The sequence below is a fragment of the Paenibacillus sp. FSL H7-0331 genome (genome assembly GCF_001956045.1).
In genome coordinates, this window is record NZ_MRTH01000016.1 from 1 (window position 1) to 19,609 (window position 19,609).

17 protein-coding genes and 1 pseudogene are annotated in these 19,609 nt (G+C 44.2%); 14 read left to right on the top strand and 4 right to left on the bottom strand.

Going from position 1 to position 19,609, the window contains the following annotated elements; genetic code table 11:
- Positions 1-384 precede the first annotated feature (384 nt).
- The 11 genes from BK127_RS22445 to BK127_RS22490 all read left to right on the top strand — a co-directional run bounded on the left by BK127_RS22445 (position 385) and on the right by BK127_RS22490 (position 12,690).
- The gene (locus BK127_RS22445; protein WP_256711412.1) at positions 385-1,932 is read left to right on the top strand and encodes a malate:quinone oxidoreductase; all 1,548 of its coding nucleotides are present in this window, start codon (positions 385-387) and stop codon (positions 1,930-1,932) included.
- A 350-nt stretch (positions 1,933-2,282) separates the two neighbouring features.
- The gene (locus BK127_RS43040; RefSeq protein WP_144026534.1) at positions 2,283-2,456 is read left to right on the top strand and encodes a DUF2281 domain-containing protein; all 174 of its coding nucleotides are present in this window, start codon (positions 2,283-2,285) and stop codon (positions 2,454-2,456) included.
- 148 nt (positions 2,457-2,604) lie between these two features.
- The gene (locus BK127_RS45705; RefSeq protein ID WP_218639030.1) at positions 2,605-2,742 is read left to right on the top strand and encodes a hypothetical protein; all 138 of its coding nucleotides are present in this window, start codon (positions 2,605-2,607) and stop codon (positions 2,740-2,742) included.
- A 421-nt stretch (positions 2,743-3,163) separates the two neighbouring features.
- Positions 3,164-4,381, top strand: coding sequence for an MFS transporter (locus tag BK127_RS22455; RefSeq protein ID WP_076233766.1), 1,218 nt, complete (start codon positions 3,164-3,166; stop codon positions 4,379-4,381).
- A 54-nt stretch (positions 4,382-4,435) separates the two neighbouring features.
- Positions 4,436-5,347 (top strand): carbohydrate ABC transporter permease, encoded by a 912-nt coding sequence (locus tag BK127_RS22460; protein WP_372237371.1) that lies wholly within the window; start codon positions 4,436-4,438, stop codon positions 5,345-5,347.
- Positions 5,348-5,407: 60 nt separating this feature from the next.
- Positions 5,408-6,196, top strand: a complete 789-nt coding sequence (locus tag BK127_RS22465; RefSeq protein ID WP_179097576.1) for a carbohydrate ABC transporter permease — start codon at positions 5,408-5,410, stop codon at positions 6,194-6,196.
- A gap of 142 nt (positions 6,197-6,338) precedes the next feature.
- Positions 6,339-7,721, top strand: coding sequence for an ABC transporter substrate-binding protein (locus BK127_RS22470; protein WP_076233769.1), 1,383 nt, complete (start codon positions 6,339-6,341; stop codon positions 7,719-7,721).
- A 72-nt stretch (positions 7,722-7,793) separates the two neighbouring features.
- Positions 7,794-9,617 carry a cache domain-containing sensor histidine kinase gene (locus BK127_RS22475; protein WP_076233770.1) on the top strand — a complete coding sequence of 608 codons (1,824 nt, stop codon included), beginning with the start codon at positions 7,794-7,796 and terminating at the stop codon, positions 9,615-9,617.
- The gene (locus tag BK127_RS22480; protein ID WP_076233771.1) at positions 9,610-11,238 is read left to right on the top strand and encodes a response regulator transcription factor; all 1,629 of its coding nucleotides are present in this window, start codon (positions 9,610-9,612) and stop codon (positions 11,236-11,238) included. The genes BK127_RS22475 and BK127_RS22480 overlap by 8 nt, the downstream gene beginning before the upstream one ends.
- Before the next feature lie 57 nt (positions 11,239-11,295).
- The gene (locus tag BK127_RS22485) at positions 11,296-12,021 is read left to right on the top strand and encodes an SDR family oxidoreductase (RefSeq protein WP_076233772.1); all 726 of its coding nucleotides are present in this window, start codon (positions 11,296-11,298) and stop codon (positions 12,019-12,021) included.
- A 27-nt stretch (positions 12,022-12,048) separates the two neighbouring features.
- Positions 12,049-12,690 (top strand): ThuA domain-containing protein, encoded by a 642-nt coding sequence (locus tag BK127_RS22490; RefSeq protein ID WP_076233773.1) that lies wholly within the window; start codon positions 12,049-12,051, stop codon positions 12,688-12,690.
- A gap of 80 nt (positions 12,691-12,770) precedes the next feature.
- On the opposite strand, the gene BK127_RS22495 is transcribed toward BK127_RS22490, so the two are convergent.
- Positions 12,771-13,553: an SDR family NAD(P)-dependent oxidoreductase gene (locus BK127_RS22495; protein ID WP_076233774.1), complete on the bottom strand. Its 783-nt coding sequence runs from the start codon at positions 13,551-13,553 to the stop codon at positions 12,771-12,773.
- Positions 13,554-13,880: 327 nt separating this feature from the next.
- Here BK127_RS22495 and BK127_RS22500 point away from each other — a divergent pair, with 327 nt between their 5' ends.
- From BK127_RS22500 to BK127_RS22510, 3 genes are all read left to right on the top strand, one after another.
- Positions 13,881-15,611 (top strand): sensor histidine kinase, encoded by a 1,731-nt coding sequence (locus BK127_RS22500; protein WP_076233775.1) that lies wholly within the window; start codon positions 13,881-13,883, stop codon positions 15,609-15,611.
- Complete coding sequence (locus tag BK127_RS22505; RefSeq protein ID WP_076233776.1) at positions 15,611-16,732, top strand: response regulator; 1,122 nt, start codon at positions 15,611-15,613, stop codon at positions 16,730-16,732. The genes BK127_RS22500 and BK127_RS22505 overlap by 1 nt, the downstream gene beginning before the upstream one ends.
- A gap of 88 nt (positions 16,733-16,820) precedes the next feature.
- Positions 16,821-17,669 (top strand): CPBP family intramembrane glutamic endopeptidase, encoded by an 849-nt coding sequence (locus tag BK127_RS22510; protein WP_076233777.1) that lies wholly within the window; start codon positions 16,821-16,823, stop codon positions 17,667-17,669.
- Positions 17,670-17,723: 54 nt separating this feature from the next.
- On the opposite strand, the gene BK127_RS22515 is transcribed toward BK127_RS22510, so the two are convergent.
- The 3 genes and pseudogenes from BK127_RS22515 to BK127_RS22525 all read right to left on the bottom strand — a co-directional run bounded on the left by BK127_RS22515 (position 17,724) and on the right by BK127_RS22525 (position 19,575).
- Positions 17,724-18,290 (bottom strand): NADPH-dependent FMN reductase, encoded by a 567-nt coding sequence (locus BK127_RS22515; RefSeq protein ID WP_076233778.1) that lies wholly within the window; start codon positions 18,288-18,290, stop codon positions 17,724-17,726.
- Positions 18,287-19,007, bottom strand: a pseudogene (locus BK127_RS22520) (LLM class flavin-dependent oxidoreductase). The gene BK127_RS22515 and the pseudogene BK127_RS22520 overlap by 4 nt, the downstream one beginning before the upstream one ends.
- 124 nt (positions 19,008-19,131) lie before the next feature.
- Positions 19,132-19,575 (bottom strand): MarR family winged helix-turn-helix transcriptional regulator, encoded by a 444-nt coding sequence (locus tag BK127_RS22525; protein ID WP_076233779.1) that lies wholly within the window; start codon positions 19,573-19,575, stop codon positions 19,132-19,134.
- Positions 19,576-19,609: the final 34 nt, after the last annotated feature.

A 19,609-nucleotide genomic window follows, 5' to 3' on the forward strand; every position in this document is an offset into this window, starting at 1 on the left:
TTTGTACACGGTGCCTTCACTGGAAGCTGGATGTGGAGCAAATATATACCTCACTTTATCAGTGAAGGGTGGAACTGGCTAAAAGTTAAGATGACCTTAAATCTGACGGAGAACGATAGTTCTATTATTCCTGCTTGTTTCACTTATATAAGTTGATCCCAGTAACAGGACAGCGCCCAACATTTGAAATAAGGTCATCCATTCGCCTATAATAAACGTTGGTTCTTTTTTTGTTTACAACTATCATATAATAGTAAATTTTAATATTTTAATCTACAATTAATAGTGGTACACTATGAGTAGGTTATATTTGATCCAGAAAAGATGTGTGATAGGTCGCGACCATGCTCGTAGCGCCTACATTTTTTCTGCAAATCTAAGGGCATAAGGACGGTAAAAATGAGTAACAGACAAACTAAAACAGACGTTATCTTAATTGGTGCTGGAATCATGAGTGCTACTTTGGGGTCGCTGCTGAAAGAATTAGTACCGGACTGGGAAATTACAGTGTTAGAGAGGCGTGAAAACGCAGGAGAGGAAAGTTCTAACGAATGGAATAATGCGGGAACGGGGCATTCTTCACTGTGTGAGCTTAACTACACCGTCGAACAACCGGACGGATCTATAGATATTAGCAAAGCTATTAAAGTTAATGAAGAGTATCAGGTTTCAAAGCAGTTTTGGTCTTATCTTGTTAACAGCAATCTGATACGTAATCCGCGGGATTTTATCGTGCCAGTGCCTCATATGAGCTTTGTACAAGGGGAACAAGATGTAACGTTCTTAAAAAATCGTTTTGAAGCACTGTCTGACAATCCCCTGTTTCAAGGGATGGAATTTTCCGATGACCCAGCAAAGCTGATGGAATGGATTCCGTTAATGATGAAAGACCGGACATCCAATAAACCTATAGCGGCTACAAGAATTGAATCTGGCACGGATGTCAACTTTGGCGCTTTAACGCGTACATTGTTTGACCACTTGAAAAGTAAAAATGTCGATATAAAATTCAAACATAATGTTGATGATATTACACGTACTAGCGATGGCTCGTGGGAATTGAAAGTGCGTAATGTCGATAACGGTACCGTTGAAAGCCATGCTGCAAAATTCGTCTTTATCGGCGGCGGCGGCGGAAGCCTGCATTTGCTGCAAAAATCCGGTATTCCTGAAGGAAAAGGTATTGGTGGATTTCCGGTAAGCGGACTATTTATGGTCTGTCAGAAACCGGATGTTGTAGCCAAGCATCGTGCAAAAGTATACGGTAAAGCTGCGATTGGTGCTCCGCCAATGTCGGTTCCACATCTTGACACCAGATTTATCGACAATAAAGAATCGTTATTCTTCGGACCGTTTGCCGGCTTTTCACCAAAGTTTTTGAAATTTGGTTCCATGTTTGACTTGGTAACTTCCGTAAAACCACATAATCTCGTAACGATGATGGCGGCAGGTGTAAAAAACGTTCCATTGACCACCTACCTGATCAAGGAAGTTATGTTATCGAAAGAAAAGCGCATGGAAGCATTACGGGAATTTGTTCCGAATGCCAAGAGCGAAGATTGGGATTTACTGGTAGCAGGTCAGCGTGTGCAAATTATTAAAGATACGGCTGCCGGCAAAGGAACGCTTCAATTTGGTACAGAAGTTATTAATGCCGCTGATGGCTCGATAGCTGCATTGCTCGGCGCTTCTCCGGGTGCTTCTACCGCCGTTTCCGTTATGCTTGAGATCATCAATAAATGCTTCCCACAACATATCAAAGCGTGGGAGCCGAAAATAAAAGAAATGATTCCTTCTTATGGCGTGTCACTGTTGAAAAACCCAGAGCTTATCGACGAAATTCATACTTCAACCGCGCAGACACTTGACTTAGCTGGTAAAAAACAAGCAAATCCGAATAACCAAAAAAACCGTATGTTAAAGGAAGCATAAATTAAGCGTAAGTTGCCGTATCAGCAACTTATGCTTTTTCTTTATGTGTTTTCAGTTACCTTTGTTGGCATAATAGACAGAAGTTAATTGTGATGACTGTTGGCCAATTGTTACATCTACGACTCAGAAAGGCCATTAAATCAGGTATTAACCCACTCGCGACTGTGGGGACAAAGAAAGAGATATGGAGTTTGCCCGAACTGTAAGTTGTGTGGTATTTGCGAAGTTCGCAAATACCACGTTAGAAGAAATATCGGCAATATATAATATGTGAGTAGTTCATGAAGCCAATGTTAAAATACATAGTAATTTGGTGTATACTGGATGTATCAGTATTTGGGGGTGTAGCTATGAGTATCGAAGAAAAGTTGCTACAGGATTTTTTAGCGCTACCAGAGGATAAAAAATTAGAAGTTATTGATTTTGTGGAATTTCTCAAGTCTAGAAATCAGAATAAACTTGAAGCTTTAATGGACAATATTATAGTTGAGAATCGCGATGCTCTTGAGGAGTTAGCGAAGTAATGAATACAATTACTGTAGAACAGATCGTAATATTTCATCGGAAGATCGTAAATGTAACAGGTGGATCAGATGGAATAAGGGATCGAACATTAATCGATAGTGCTTTCATGGGTTTGTCGATGGGAATAAGCGAATTGGTGTTGCCACTATGTTGTTACTGCTCAAACTTAATGACATAACAATAAATTACAGTCAAAGTGAGCTCATTGATTTGGGATTAAGAGTTGCAGAAGGATTATTGAAAGAAGAGGACATAGAAAATTGGATTTTAAAACATCAGGTCTGACAGCTTGATGTTTTATTTTTTTATTAAGACTTTTTGAAAGTAGTACAAAGAAGGCCGATACAACTTCTAACACCGTATCTACGCTGCGGCCTTTAGAAGTTGATAGCATTAAATAACACTGTTTTCCCACTGTGAAACCATGAGTGATTGTATGCTTCGACTGGATGGCCACTTTCTTGAAAATAACCTGATTTCCTCGACAACCCGGACAAGTGTATATCGCACTTGTCTTTTTTTGTCGTCAAGATGTACAGTACGCGAATCACTCCTCCGACAAATCGAGAAGAAAGTCATAATTCTACAAAAGAAAATCAAAATAGAGCAAAGTTCTAAAAGCTCATTCCCCTATAATGAACAATATGAAAAAGGCAAGGGAGGTACAGGAAAGCATGAACCAATCAGGAGGAGTTAACAGACAGCCATGAGTGAATTAAGTGAACAGAAGGCAAAACCGACTATTTACCCTGTCATATTTGCAATAAGCTTGGCCCACTTGATCAACGACGCGCTGCAAGCGGTCATTCCGGCCTCTTACCCGATCTTGAGGGATTCGTTGCATTTGTCATTTACGCAAATAGGTATGATTACGTTCATCTTGTATTTTTCATCCTCGGTTATACAGCCTTTTGTCGGGATGTATGCGGACGCGCGGCCTACGCCGAATTTGCTGCCACTCGGCATGGTAATCGCGGTTCTCGGCATGCTGGGGCTGGCTTTTGCTCCGGGGTATGCGATGGTGCTCGCAGCTGTTGCTTGCGTAGGCTTGGCTTCAGCGATGTTTCATCCGGAGGGGTCGCGGATTTCTTATTTGGCTGCCGGGCCGCGCAGAGGCTTGGCGCAATCGATTTTCCAAGTCGGAGGCAATACGGGTAATGCGCTAGCGCCGCTCATGACGGCACTGATCTTTTTTCCATACGGACAATTCGGGGCGATTTGGTTCACGCTGTTAGCTGCTGCAGGCATAGCTATTCAGCTGTGGGTCGCGCGCTGGTATAGAGCGCATTTGTCGCTCATCCCGGTGAAGAAAAGCAGCTCAAACGTCAGACAATTGGATGAAAAGCACAAAAAAACGATTCGTTACGCAATCATTTTGATCATTTTCATTGCTTTCGCCAGGTCTTGGTTTGGATCAAGCATCTCAACCTATTTCGTGTTCTACATGATTGAGCATTTTCAAATATCCGTACCTACGGCGCAGCTTTATATTTTCATTTATTTGGGTGCAGGCATTCTCGGAACATTTGTAGGAGGTCCGCTATCAGACCGAATTGGCCGGAGAAATGTGATTTTGCTTTCTCTGCTCGGCTCAGCCCCGTTCGCCATGCTGCTTCCGCATGCCAATGAGCTGTGGACCTATCCGTTGCTATTTATACTGGGTGTTCTCAATCACAGCAGCTTTTCTGTAACGGTGGTTTATGTGCAGGAGCTGGTGCCTGGCAAGGTGGGAACCGTTTCGGGCCTGATTACAGGGTTATCTTTCGGTATGGGCGCGATCGGTGCCGTAGCATTGGGAGGATTGATTGATGCCACCAGCTTGACACTGGTCATTACAGCCTGCTCGTTTATGCCTTTATTGGGCGCTATGGGCTTCTTACTTCCATCCGACAAAAAGATTCGTGAGTGGTCGGCACAGCAATAATTAGATTTTATTAGAGAGGTGAATGTTATGAACCGAAATTCCTCTGTAGTTTCCATGGATAGACCAATTTCTAAGCAACGAACAGGATCGCTGCAGCGCAAAGAATCCCTGGCTGGTTTATTGTTCGTCAGTCCGATGATCATAGGCGTAACGTTTTTAACACTGATCCCTATTATAGCGACGTTCTTGATATCCTTTTCCGATTGGAACTTTATTATGGGGCTTCAAGGCTTCAAATGGGTTGGTCTGAGTAACTTCCAAACGCTTATTAGCGATACCGCGTTTTTGAAGTCGATGAAAAATAACGCTATGTTTTTACTGACGGTCCCTATTTATATGGGTATTTCTTTGGTGCTCGCGATTCTTATCGAAAAGCATATTTATTTTAAAAGTTTTTTTAAGGTCGCTTTTTTCATGCCCTATATTTCTAGCGTGGTAGCAGTTGCGACCGTGTGGATGGTGCTTTTTAATCCGTCTACAGGACCTGTGAATCAATTTCTGACCTCTATCGGTATTGACAATCCGCCTAAGTGGATAGCAGACCCGTCCTACGCGCTGCCTTCACTGATGATGGTATCCATATGGATTTCTATCGGCTTTAACATGATCATTTATATTGCCGGACTACAGAACATTCCCAAGGATCTATATGAAGCGGCCGACATTGATGGTGCCAACGGTTGGGTGAAATTTCAGAAAATTACACTGCCGCTCCTGTCGCCTACTACCTTCTTTTTACTTGTCTCCGGTATCATTGCAACCTTTAAGGTATTCGATTTGATTGCCATCCTGACAAGGGGTGGACCGATGAGATCCACTTCGATGATGGTTTGGGACATGTATGAAATGGCATTTGTTAATTTGAAGATTGGTTATGCCTCCTCGATGGCATCCGTTTTATTCTTCTGTGTATTGCTTATTACGATATTGCAATGGCTCGGTCAAAAGAAATGGGTCAATTACTAGAAAGGAGGAAGCAGCGTGCAGCTATCACTCAATATACGTAAATTATCGCTTACCATCATCATGTTTGTGTTCAGCCTACTTTTTCTGATGCCCTTTTTCTGGATGATTTCGGCATCCTTCAAGATTGAAGCCGATGTATTTAATTTCCCGATTCAATGGATTCCTGTCCACTGGAATGCTTGGCAAAATTACACGGAGGTATGGTTTGGCAAATATCCCTTCTATACGTACTATTGGAATTCCATTAAAATTAGTGTACTTACAACGCTGATCTCCTGCACGGTTTCAAGCTTGGCAGCCTATGGCTTCTCCAAAGTTCAATTTCCTGCAGGCAAGTGGCTGTTCCTGATCGTATTGGCTACCTATATGGTTCCTGGACAGGCGATTCTCATTCCGCAGTTTATTTTATACCGCTCCGTCGGTTTTTTTGATACCCATATGGGATTGATTGTTCTTAATAGCTTTAGTGTACTGGGCACGTTTATGCTGAGACAGTTTTTCATGGGCATCCACAATGAATACATTGAATCGGCTAAAATGGAAGGTGCGGGGCATTTCAGAATTTATTATAGCATTGCGCTTCCTCTGGTGCGTCCGGCTATAGCCACATATGCAATCCTGCGATTCATTTGGACATGGAATGATTATCAGAATCCGCTAATTTTCTTAAGGACAGATAAGTTGTATACGATCCAATTGGCTATGCAAAAATTTTCGAGCATTAATGGCGAATTTTATTCACTCATCATGGCAGCCGCTGTTTCAGCTATTTTCCCGCTGCTGATCGTTTTCCTGATTGGACAAAAAAGTGTAATTGAAGGCATCTCGATGGGAGGCGTTAAAGGATAATCAGGTTAACAATAGAGCGGATTGGCGTTATAAAGTCAAAATATTAGATAAAAAAGTCAATTCTCTTTTAGAGAAGGAGCCCAAGATATTGTTACAATGAGCGAGAAGTGGAAGCGTTATCACAAATGATGGAGGGGTTCACTTGAAAAACAATAAGTTCAAGGTTGTGCTCGCAGGAACTATGGTACTCAGCCTGCTGGCCGGTTGTTCAACCGAAAGTAAAACGCAATCCAATGAGGGGAACGGTACACCGTCTGGCGGGAAAGCGAAGGAACCGGTTACGATTCGATTTTTGACGCACGGTATGGACTCGAACTACAACTGGAAGGACACCATTCCCGCTTTTGAGAAAAAATTCCCCGATATTAAGATTGATTTGGTGCAGCTTAGCGATAAGGGAGATACGGCTGAGGCTAACAAAAAGCTCGATTTGGCCGCTTCATCCGGGGAAACGATGGATGTCTTGATGCTGACGGACCCGGCCAGCTTTGCTAAGCGAGTTGCATTGGGGATCGCCGCACCGATGGATGATTTTATTGCCAAAGAAGGCTTTAAGGTCAGTGAAGAATATAAGGTAGATACGCTGCTCAACGGCAAATATTACGCGCTGCCGACGAAGCTGACTCCTTGGTATGTGGTCCTGAATAAAGACCATTTGGATCAAGCTGGACTGAAGGTACCTACGGATTGGACCTGGGATGAGTTTAGGGACTATGCCAAGAAATTGACGAAGGGCGAGGGCCCAACCAAGCGTTACGGCGCATTCTTTCACGGACCGACCGACGGCGGATTCATGGAGTTTATGAAGCTTGAGCTGGGCAATCAGTCAGATAATATGGAGTTCCTCAAAGCGGACGGCACGTCAAATCTCGATAGCCCGTTATTTAAAAAGACACTTGAGCTGTATCTCAAAATGGAGAAGGAGGACAAATCCTTAACTCCGTACGACGAAAGAATTTCGCAAAAGCTGCATTATCGTCCTGCTTTCTTTAACCAAACGACAAGTATGGTTCTGATGGGCAGCTGGTTTACAAGTGAGCTTGGCGGCACAGACCAATTCCCGCTGAATTTTAACGTTGCAGTAGCGCCATATCCGAAAAATGCACCTGGCGATGAGAGCGGCTACGCGCCATATATAACCGATTACATGGCTATAGCTGCCAGCTCCAAGCATAAGGAAGAAGCGTATAAGTTCATTCGTTGGTATACGACAGAAGGTCAAATCGTTCAAGGCAAGCAAATTCCATCATGGAGCAAAGTAAAGCCGGAGGAAATGGGTAAAATTGTCGATGTCATTCTGAGCAAAACGAAAAATCCGGAAAAGGTGGACAAAGCTTCGATCACGAACGTTATGACCGGTTACAAGTCAGGCAAGTCGATTCCTCCGGTTACGTATCAAGCTGAAATTAATAAAGCGATCAATGAGGAATTTGAGCTGTTAATTTTCGGCAAGCAGGATATAGACACCATGATCAAAAAATCTAAAGACCGTGTTCAAAAATTGATTGATACGAATAAAAAATAAGAAGTTATAATAGAAGCAAGTAGGAGGGGGCCTGTTCTATACCCTTTCTAGGTCGATAAGGGAGGATAGCAGATGTGGAAAATGCTAGCTAGAATGGTGCCACCCCGAACGCTTCGATTTAAACTGATGATTGCATCCGTTGTCTGCATTTTGATTCCGGCTTGTATAACCATTTCGGTCTACAATTATTTAACGCGAGACGCGGTTAAGGAGCAGGCGGTCTCCAATGCTGCGGAATCTCTAAAGCTGGTAGACGGCTACGTCACGAATCTGCTGAAATACATGCTTAATATTGCGAATTATATTCAAATTGATTCCGAAATTAATACGATTTTGAATGAGGTTTCAAAAGGCGGGTATCAGGGAGCCGATATTGAATATCGGAGATTTGCCGATAGATACAAGATTACTAGCAAAATCACGAATATTACTTTCACCGGTGAAAAGAGCTATGTGACGATTTTATTGAAAAACGGAACGTATTATACGAACTACCCGCTGTATGAGTATGATCCGACGCAAATCTTTCAAGAGCCTTGGTTCGGTAAGCTAAAAGAATTGAACGGGCTTCAATCCTACTGGGTAGGCACGGCGCCAACGGTGTTTACGACCGAAAAATCATTAAAAAACACGCATCAACTCTCTGTAGCCCGCACACTGCGAGGTGATGGACTCGATATTTACGGCTATGTCATTGTAACGGTCATGGAAAATCAAGTGAACCAAATATTTAACCGAATAGCATCGGGTCAGGAAACCTTGCTGCTGGATGAGTCGGATACGATCCTTTCACAAAGAAACAGCGAACATGTCGGCACCCAATTCCCCTATGTGAAGCAAGCGGCAGAGCGTGCCTCGGATATCATTCGTATTGAGAATGAAGATTATTTGCTGACTACACTCCCGTTAAGCGTTACCGATTGGAAGCTGGTGTCGTTAATTCCTTATAAAAAAGCGATTTTCAAAATCGATTCGATCTTTAAGCGGGTACTTATTTATCAAGTCATCTCATTCCTTGTATTTTTATTGCTGCTGCTCTATCTCCTGCAAGCTTTTACAAAGCCGCTCGTGCATTTGGGAAGGGTGGCGGCAACGGTACGGCGAGGCAATTTGGAGGTGCGTTCCTACATCCGGGGCCAGGATGAAATTGGAAATCTCGGCATGTCCATAGATCAAATGCTGGATCATATCAAATATATGATTGCTGAAATTACAGAAACCCAGACGCGCAAGCGCAAGGCGGAGCTCGCTATGCTGCAGGTGCAGATCAATCCGCATTTCTTGTTTAATGTACTGAATTCGATTCGAATGAAGGTGCTGAGGAAAGGCGATGTGGAAAGCGCGCAAATGATGAGCTCACTCTCCAAGCTTCTCAGAATGACGATCTCTCAGGATCAAGATTTGATCTACCTTCACGAAGAGGTGGGGACCGTCAAGGAGTATGTTCAATTAATGGATATGAGGCAAAAGGAAAAGGTGAACCTTGAAATTGATGTGTCACCGGATGTGCTTTTTGAGAAGGTACCGAGATTCTTTTTACAGCCGATAATTGAAAATGCGCTTATTCACGGATTGAATCAATGCGCTGGAACCATTACGCTGAGGGCAACTGTAAATGAACGGCAATTCGTAGTGGTAGTTGAGGATAATGGGCAAGGAATGGAACCCCACGTATTAGCGTCACTTCGTCATAATGTGCTGACAGGCAAAGGCTTGGACACATCAGAGGGAGAGGATGAATATCGCTTTTCCAGCGTGGGTTTGCCTAATGTATGGGAACGGATGAAGCTAACCTTCGGGGATGCCTTTGAAATGAAGATCGACAGTGAACGCGGAAAAGGGAGCTGGGTAACGATGCTGTTTCCAAGGGAATTGGAGGGTCGCCGCGATGTATAAAGTGATGCTGGTAGATGATGACTATCCCGTTCTTGAGTTATTATCGGAAGCCATAGACTGGGTACGCCTCGACTTGCAGCTGATCAGTGTTCATGAGAATGGGATAAGTGCTTTGGAAGCGTGCGCTGAAACTATGCCGGATATTGTCATTACGGATATTGGCATGCCCAAGATGAACGGTTTGGAGCTCATTCGTGAGCTGCAGCAGCGCAAACCGGATATTCGAGTCGCTATTCTGTCCTGCCATAATGAATTTCGTTTGGCGCAGCAGGCGATGAAGCTGAATGTTCAGGATTACCTGCTGAAGGATACTTTGGATCCTGCAGATCTGGAGAAGCTGCTGCTGCAGTTTAAGGACAAACTGGACCAGGAACAGCAGCAGGATCAACTCCATACCCATCTGCTGGATCTGGTTGATCGCAGCAAAGAGCTGATGAGGGAAAAGTTTATTCGCAGTACCATCCAGGAACCTATTTTGGATGCAGCCAAATGGCAATTGGAGGCGAACGCCTTCGGCTTAAGCTTCCAAGGGCAAGTATGCCTCCCGGTCATGGGCTTTATCAGCAACTACCGAAGCGTCACTCAGCGATTCGGATCCCACGATATTTTGCGTTTTGCTGTCAATAATGTGATTCAGGAAGTATTGGACAAGGAGAGTTCCCGGACGATTCATGTCAGCTACGATGCCAAAGAATCGTTTATGCTGTATTTGTACCCGCCAGGTCTTAAGGTAAATCCTTATGAGCAAACGAAACGAACGATTGAGTTGATACAAGGAGCACTGCGCCGTTCCTTGAAAATAACCATGAACTATTTGATCGGAACGATAAGCACCAACCATGAGGAGCTGAAGCAGGGTCTAAAAGGGCTGCTGGGCAGCTCAGCACAACGCTTTTATTTAGGTGAGGGAGAGATCGCCAGACAACAGGATCGGGGGCTTGTCAAAGCACACGTATTCTCTTTTTACGATAAGGCCAATGAAGAGTTCAGAGACATTCTGATCGATAAACGAGAAGCGGCCTTGCTGCCAACGATCCAACGTTGGATGAACGTATTCAAGGAGCAGGCTTGCCCGCCGGAGATGGTTAAGGATTGGGTATTGAAGCTGCTGCTCGATTTGAAGCTAAAGCTGCAATCCTTGCAGCATTTCCGGTCCACGTATTCCGTCGATGTGATGCACAAGGATATCTTAGAGATCGATACCTTGACGGAGCTGGAAAGCTGGCTTATCGATTACTTCCATTCTGCCATATCGGTGACGGGAGAAATTATGGACCATAGCAAACGTCTGTCTGTACTGAATGCCTTGCAATATGTGTCCATGAATTTGGATAAACGCATCTCTCTGGAGGAAGTGGCCGAACATCTCTTTTTGAATTCCAGTTACTTCAGCCGTTTGTTTAAGAAGGAAACGGGAGAGACGTTTATTGAGTACGTGACCCGAATGAAGATGGAAAGAGCGAAAGAACTGCTGGATATGACCAATGAGCCGATGTGTAAAATTTGCGAGCTGCTTGGTTATGACAGCCAGAGCTATTTTATCAAAATATTCAAATCCTATAACGGGCTGACCCCTGTTGAATACAGAAAGCAGAAATCGTTTACTAGTGTCAAAGTGTGATTAGCGGTTAACGAATTCGAATAAGCATGTAGAGAATGATTGCGGGGTGGGCTATCCATGACAAAGTTTGCATTTGTAACCGGAGCGGACCGGGGGTTGGGGTACGAGTTGGTTCTGCAGCTGCTGAACAGGCAATATACCGTATTTGCTGGCAGATATTTGCGCGATTGGGATCAGCTGGACAAGGCGGTCCCTGAGTATGACGGTAGGTTAATCGTGATGGATTTGGACGTATCTGACGAAGCCAGTGTTCAGCAAGCTGCTAGTGTGATCGGCGGCCATACGAGCAAGCTGGATGTCGTTATTAATAATGCGGGCATCGGCGGCCGCAAGGACGATGAAATTTTTGGAGAGATCGATTTTAACAACATCATACAGTTATTCAATGTCAATGCATTGGGGCCGCTTAGGGTGACGCAGGCCATTCTACCGCTTCTTATGAATGGTGAAGACAAACTGCTTGTCAATATTTCTTCTGAAGCCGGACAAATTAATCAAACGTGGCGGGAGGGCTGGTATGGCTACTGCATGTCGAAGGCGGCATTAAACATTCAGTCTAACCTTGTCCATAATCAATTGAAGAACAAAGGTGGACGTGTTCTTGTCATCCACCCAGGCTGGATGAAGACGTATATGAGTGGGAAATTAAACGAATCCGCAGATGTCGCAGCAGAGGAAGCGGCTTCACAGATCGTAGAAACGCTGCTGCAGTATCAAGAAAACAAAGAGGTATTAACTCATCCGGCTTTCCTTAATTACAAGGCTGAGGAAATGAGCTGGTAAACAGATCGAAAGGGGCTTATATGCCATATGGAAACTAATAAAAAAGCTTTATTGCTGGGTGACATTATAAACGCCAAATATCATCCGCTTCAAGCGGTTGCAGATGACATCATCGGTGTGTTCGAGGATCATATTCGCGTGGAGGTTTCGGAAGACCGGGAGAAGCTAACGGTTGAACAGCTCAAAGAATTCGATTTATTCATTTCGTATACCGATAGCTGGCGCGTTCAGGTAACGCCAGAGCAAGTAGCGGGACTATTAACTTATGTAAGCAGCGGCGGCGGGCTGCTAGTTATTCATAATGGAGTGTCTCTGCAAGCCAGATATGAGCTGAGCCAATTGATAGGAGCCAAGTTTACGGGACATCCTCCTTATACAACATTGGATTTCCATCTTACTTCCGCAGAACACGAAATTACAGAAGGAATTGAACCCTTTACCATGGATGAGGAGCCTTACCGTTATGACATGGATCCATTGTCAGAGAAGACGGTACTGCTCGAATATACGCATGAAGGCGAGAAATGGCCTGCTGCCTGGGCACATGAGTACGGTCTGGGCAGAGTTGTCTATCTTATGCCGGGGCATCACGTTGAATCATTCAAGCACCCGACGTACCGGAAGCTGATCCTTCAGGCCGGGCAATGGGCCTTGAGAAAGCAGCTTTAAGCGTCAGGGAAGGCCAATGCTATGAGAAGAAGACCCTCCAGCCTGATACAACAGGCTGGAGGGTCTTCTTCTTCAACGATTTATAGTGTTGCTCCTTTTCCGCCGTCGACATTCACCGCCGTGCCAGTGACATAAGAAGCGGCATCGGATACGAGAAACGTAATTACATTTGCCGCCTCCTGTGTATAGCCTATGCGACCCAACGGAATTTGATGGTCGGGAAGCTGCGAGAATTGCTCCCAGGTAAGCTCAGGATGCTGGTTTTTCCAGCCCTTTTCGATCTGATCGCTTTGAATTAATCCCACGCACACGGCATTCACGCGAGTATGGCTGGAGGCCAAATCTTTACTCATGGCCTTGGTTAACGCCAAGCCTGCTGCACGGCTGACCGAAGTGGGCAGTGTAGATGCGCCAGGGGTTTTGGCGGAGGAGGTAGACATGTTCACAATCGCACCTTTACCTGATTCTTTTAAGTAAGGCAGTGCTGCTTTGGAACAATGAATAGCACCAAATAATTTCAAGTCTAGATCCTGCGTCCAATCCTCATGCGTAGCTTGCTCGAAAGGGCTGGCGGCGAAGGTGCCTGCATTATTGATCAATATATCCAATCGCCCAAAGTGCCCTACGGTTTCCGCAACAGCTCTCTGACAATCTTCCTCGGATGAAACGTTGGCTTGAATATAGTGAACGTTTGCGCCGGTTTTCTCAACAATCTTCGCTGCTGCGCTGCGCAGGTCATCCTCATTGCGAGCGCAAATGGCGATATGGGCGCCCTCAGAGGCCAGCGTTATCGCTGTTACTAATCCGATCCCCTTGCTTCCACCGGTAATCAGAGCTACTTTTCCTGCTAATCCCAAATCCATTTCGTATCCCCCTATCGTTCATAGGCATTATGAACCTTCCTGTAAAAGAACAATATACCTATCATCTATTTCATTATAGTTGTAATGCATTTCTTTCCTTATCTTTATTTTGATTTTTCGTAGTAATATTTTTACTTTATCTGCATTGAATTCAGGCTGGGAAGCAGCGGTACGGGCTATACGAATATCTGACTAGTTATCGACGGTCTGAAATGTCATTCACTCTATGTTCAAGCCTTGCGCTCTATGTTTTCGTATACTACTATATTAAAAGAAAGGGAAATATAGCAAAATTCTTTTTACGTCATACCTAAAAGGGCCTACCTCATGAATTCCACAGTAGAGCTTGTCTTTATGATTGCCTCAGTGATCATGACGTGCATCATTTTGTCTTTTGCATACAGGTTTAGAAAAGCACGCGGAGTCAGTTATTTTATCGGCGTGATCGTCTGCAGGTTTATTTACTCAAGTGGCGTCATTATGGAGAAAAGCAGCTATTTATTAATGGAGAAGCTAATTTTTCGCAACGTTCAGTATACGGCGCTTAATTTTATAATACCTTTTATGATTTTGTTCGTACATGAATTGACTGGTCATGAAAAGATACTAAGGGTACGATGGAAGATCATGTTGTTCGTAGGGTTCGCGCTCTGGTCGCTCCTTATGTGGTTCGACCCTGAACTTCATTTGACATATCGCACCATCCAGCTCTATGACGGTCATTTAGTCACGACAAGAACCGCCTATTCAATCGCGTTCATTATTATTTGTTATAGTACTCTGGCTGTATGTATTTATTTTATATTTCAGTACATTCGGAATATCCGTAACGATTTTCGTAAGCCGGGAATGTGGGTGCTGTTTCTGTCCTCATTTCCGCTTGTTCTTGAGGTTGTGAAATCGGTGAAGCCTGCATGGTCATCCTGGCTGCTTCCGTTGTCGGTTTACTGTGGATTTACAGGCATGTTAATGCTAGTCATTACACTGCGGCTTAAATTTTTCTCTACCGTTCCCATTGCCAGGAGTATTGTGCTCGATACACTTCAAGAAAGTATAGTGATCGCGAATGCTTCAGGAAAGATTATCGACAGTAATAAACAGGCCTCCGAATGGTTTTCAGAGATGGGATATGCCTCTATTTATGGTCGGAATATGACGGAATTATTGGCGTCTTGGCCGGAATGGCATAAGCTGTGCATGTCAATGGAACAGGGCCGTGTCGAGATTGACGCTTGGCTGGATGGAGAAAGAAAAATCTACAATGTGAACATATATCCGTTACATATACTGGGCAAGCAGGGACAGGGCAGCATTTCTCTCATCTTTGATATTACGGAGAAGCAAAGGCATCTGGAGCAGATTGCACAGCTCAGCCAGTTGAAGGATCAACTGTTTACGATCGTATCCCATGATATTCGCAGTCCACTGGCGCTGCAGTTTCAACTAGTGGAATTGCTAGAAGAAGATAGATACCGTTTCGATACGGAACATCGGGAAATCATCGAGATGCTGGGTGACCAGATTCGTAATACACTCGGAATGGCTAACAATTTGTTAGAGTGGTTTCGCAGCCAGAGGGAAGATTTATCTCTTCGTCCACAGTCATTGGATTTGTCTGAGGTTGTGGAGGAATGCTGCCATATGCTGCATATTAAAAGTGAGGCCAAACATATCAGTGTGAATCAAACGATTGATTCAGGCACTCGTGTGTACGCTGACCGGGAAGCACTTGGATTAATTATTCGTAATTTGTTATCGAACGCCATTAAATTTACCGGACTGGGGGGTTCAGTCCATGTATATGCCCAGTTATCGGGGGAAATGGTGACCATTTCCGTCCGCGATAACGGGGTAGGTATGGAAGAGGAACAGGTTCATCAGTTATTTGGCGAAAAGCAGCTTAACTCAGTGGCAGGCACCTTGGGCGAGAAGGGGGCGGGACTTGGACTGCTCGTAAGCCGACAGTTCGTACAACTAAGCGGAGGAAATCTATGGGTGGAAAGCCAAGTAGGGCAAGGAAGCGTATTTCACTTCACTATGAGAGGCGGAACAGATTGATGAAAGTTCTCCTTGTTGACGATGAGCCTGCGATGCTGTTGGCTATGAAGCGACTGCTGTCGAATATGGAAGGCGTGGAGCTGGTTGGAAGCTTCCAGAATGCGGCAGAGGCGCTAGACTTCATTCGGGACAGCGAGGTGGATCTCGCATTTCTGGACATCCAGATCGCTGTGGACAACGGATTAGAGCTGGCCCGCAGCTTGCGTTCGGTTCGTGCTGAACTTGAGATCGTGTTTACAACCTCCCATGCGGAATTTGCGATTCAGGCTTACGATGTTTATCCACTTGACTATATGGTTAAGCCTATTTCCAGAATGCGACTAGCCCAGACTATTACTAGAGCGTCTATCAGACGCAGTGCTTCTTCTTCTTCTTCTGATGGTGGCGACCTCTTACTTAATCGACTGACGGTTCGGGGACTGGGTTGCTTCGAGGCCAGCAGCAAGCAATTGGGAGCTGTGAAATGGATTTCCAAGAAGAGCATGGAATTATTCGCATATTTGCTCGTTCATCGAGGTCGGAGTGTAGCCAAAATCCGTGTTTTGGAGGATGTTTTCCCCGATATGCCTCTTAAAAATGCGGAAGTGTACCTCCATACGGCGGTTTATCAGCTTCGGAAAGCGTTGTCGCTGCATGGGTTCAAGGAGATGGTCACTTCAGCGCAAGAACAGTATCGTGTAGATTTGGATCAGGCAGATGTTGATTTCATTCGATTTGAGCAGGCCGTGGGGGCATTATCGGAAATTCATGCAGCAAATGAAGCAGAGGCAATCACTTTGGAGAAACAGTTTGCAGGCGAGTTGTTCGAGGATAAATCGTTTGTGTGGGCTGCTGTGGAGCGAGAACGATTGATGATATTGTACGATGCCTTTGCCAAGCGTCTCGCAAGCTGGCTGCTAGCTCAGCGGCGATATCGAGAAGCAGCGCACATTGCGAGAAAAATGGTATCTCACAATGAATTTGAAGAAGAGTCCAATCTCCTTCTGCTGAATATCGTAGGGGCTATGGGGGATCGTCAATCCCTTCAACACTATTATGAGCGCTATACACAATTGCTGCTTCAAGAACTCGGCCTGCAGCCTTCAGAGAAATTTCGCGAGCTTTATGAACAACATGTGTAATCGCCCCTCGTAAACCGATGGGTATTTTTAATGCTATTGGAGGCTATCAAACCAACTTCTAGATCGAAACAAATCATGAGGTGCCAAAATGAAATTATTCAAAAATATTTTATCGATTATCGGAAAGATATTGTTAGCTACAGTTATTAGTTTTCTTTTAGTAGGAGTGGCTTCGATAGCGTTTAATTGGTTGTTTCACGATAAGATATGGGTAACTAAGTCGCTTCTCTTTATACAAAATATCTGCTTTATCTTGTCTGTGGTGCTTATGTATGTCTGGTTTGAACGAAAACGTGGGTGGAATCTGGGTTGGACTCAAAATCATAAATGTAAATCATGGTTTGCAGGTGCCTTATGGGGAATTATTATGATAACGAGCGCTTTTATGGCCGTTTGGTTGTTTGGCGGATTAAAAATAATTGATGTCAGCTTTGATCTAAAAATTATGCAAAGCTTGGTGTATTGGATATTCTTTTTCCTATTGGTCGCAATAAGTGAGGAGCTACTATCCAGAGGATATTTGCAAGGTCTCATTCGACATTACTTTGGAGTAGCCGCTGGTATTGTAGTAACTTCTCTTTTGTTTGCCGCTATGCACTTGATGAATGCGAATGTGTTAGAAGGCTTTGTTCCACTGATTAACTTATTTTTGGCGGGTGTGATGTTTGGGGTTGCCAGGGAAGTAACGGGTGGATTGTGGTTGCCGATCGGCATTCATTTCACCTGGAATCTACTTCAAGGAAACTTATTTGGTTTTTTCGTCTCTGGAATCAATATTAGGGAGTCCATAATTCACATTGAGATTTCAGGTAATAGTTTGATTTCAGGAGGTCAATTTGGTGCAGAAGGGAGTTTGATAACCAGTGCATTATTGATAATGTATACGATAATAATTTGGCTCTGGTATCGGAAGCAGCAACGTTTTTCCCACTATTGAATGGCAAGAAGCCCTTCTTACCTAAGAGGCAGAAGGGTTAAGTGCCAAAACCTTTTAGAAATCGTATTCTGCTTCTTTCAACTGCCTAACGTTGGCGAAGGCATCGACCAGCATAACGGTATCCTCTACTAATCGCCCAATGCGGAACAGAACATCGTCATTGACGATTTCTTTTCGATTGAAATCCTTTTTCTCAATGAATACATAGGCAGGTACAATATGTGCCTTCATATAAACTAAAATCGGCTTCAGCTGCAGCTCTGCCATTAAATAATGCTTCGCTGTCCCGGCCATAACCAGAATGCTCACGACCTTATCTCGCAAAGCGTTAATCGGCAGCAAATCGAAAATATTTTTGAGTGTAGCAGGAATCGATGCTTGAAACGTCGGCGTTCCGATAATGATGGCATCAGCATTCATAATTGTTTCTGTTACAAACTTGGTGTCACCCTCATACTCCTGGTAATTACGTCCATCACTGAAGACCAAATCGTATTCCGCAAGATCAAGCAAGACAATGTCTGCATCTGCATATTTCTCACGTGCAGCACTAAGTGTATAATCCATGGCTGTTCTTGTTTTAGAGCCGACGATAGAACCCGATATTCCTACAATTTTCATAGTAACACGCCTCCCTTTTGAGCTGTGTGTTTCTTTATTGCAGGCATAATTTCTGTCGCGATCAGCTCGATGTTTTTCATGATTTTATCGAAGGGCACGCCGCTGAAATCAATCTGCGCCATAATACGTTGATGTCCGAATAATTCATATTGGTACAGCAGCTTCTCGATAATTTGCTGCGGGCTGCCCAGTAATAGAACATCCCTGTGATCCGTAGACCGCGCGAATTGCTGCTTGGGATAGCCGACACCTTGCAAAGCCTGCATACCGGCATTCATATGCGGATAATACTCGCGAACTGCATCCTGTGAATTTTCCGCCGCGTAGAATAATGTCGTGACGGCAATGGGTAAAGCAGCTGGATCAAAACCGCTGTAAGTGATATACCCCTACGCGTGAACCACGACCGGCGACAATTTCGGCACGGCCTTTGGAGATCAGATCCAGAGTAGCAAAATCTTCATACACGCGAACAGGATCGGATGTGCTTAACACGGTTACCGAACTCGATATTTTTATATTCTTGGTTGCTTGCGCAATGGCTCCCAGAATAACCGAATGCGCTTGAGTTGTAAAATGCGTTTGATGACTTTCGCCTAAGGCAAATACGTCAATTCCGGCCTCATCGGCCAGCTCGCTTGCTTCGATTAATTCTCGAATGCGCTGTTCAGCACTAATGATTGAGCCTGTATGTGGGCTCGGCAAATGATCTCCAATCGAATATAATCAAAATTCAATTCCCTTCGTTGGATCGATGCGATATTGTTCCATGAGAATCACTCCTTATTTGTATGTTATATCTTTAAATATAACTTGACTAGTCAATTGATAAACAAAAAAATTATTCGGGTGGTATTTCTTTTTTTAAGCTGTGCTTATGGACACGCGTCATCAGGTTGTGCAGCATCGTCTGTTCTTCATCATTTAACACTTCGTCAAAAAATGACGATTGAAAGGCGGCCTGTTCAGGGAATGCAATTTCTAGAATGGATTCAGCGTTTGCTGTGAGGCTAATCGTTTTCGTTTTCCAATCCTGCTGTCGTGTAATAAAGCCTTCCTTTTCTAGACGTGCAAGCATACGCGAAATACCGCCCTGCGTTACTGTAACTTTATCTGCTAACTCCATTTGGCTAATCGGCTGATATATTCGGATCTGCATGAGCACATCAAATTGGGCAATTGTTAAACCAAACCGTTTGAGAAAATCGTTCGACATTTGGTTGCTTTGATTCACAAAACGCGATAATCGCAGCCAGATTAAAGAACCGATTGTATTGTTGCGTATTTTGATTACCCCCTCATTGTTGGCTTGGTTATCA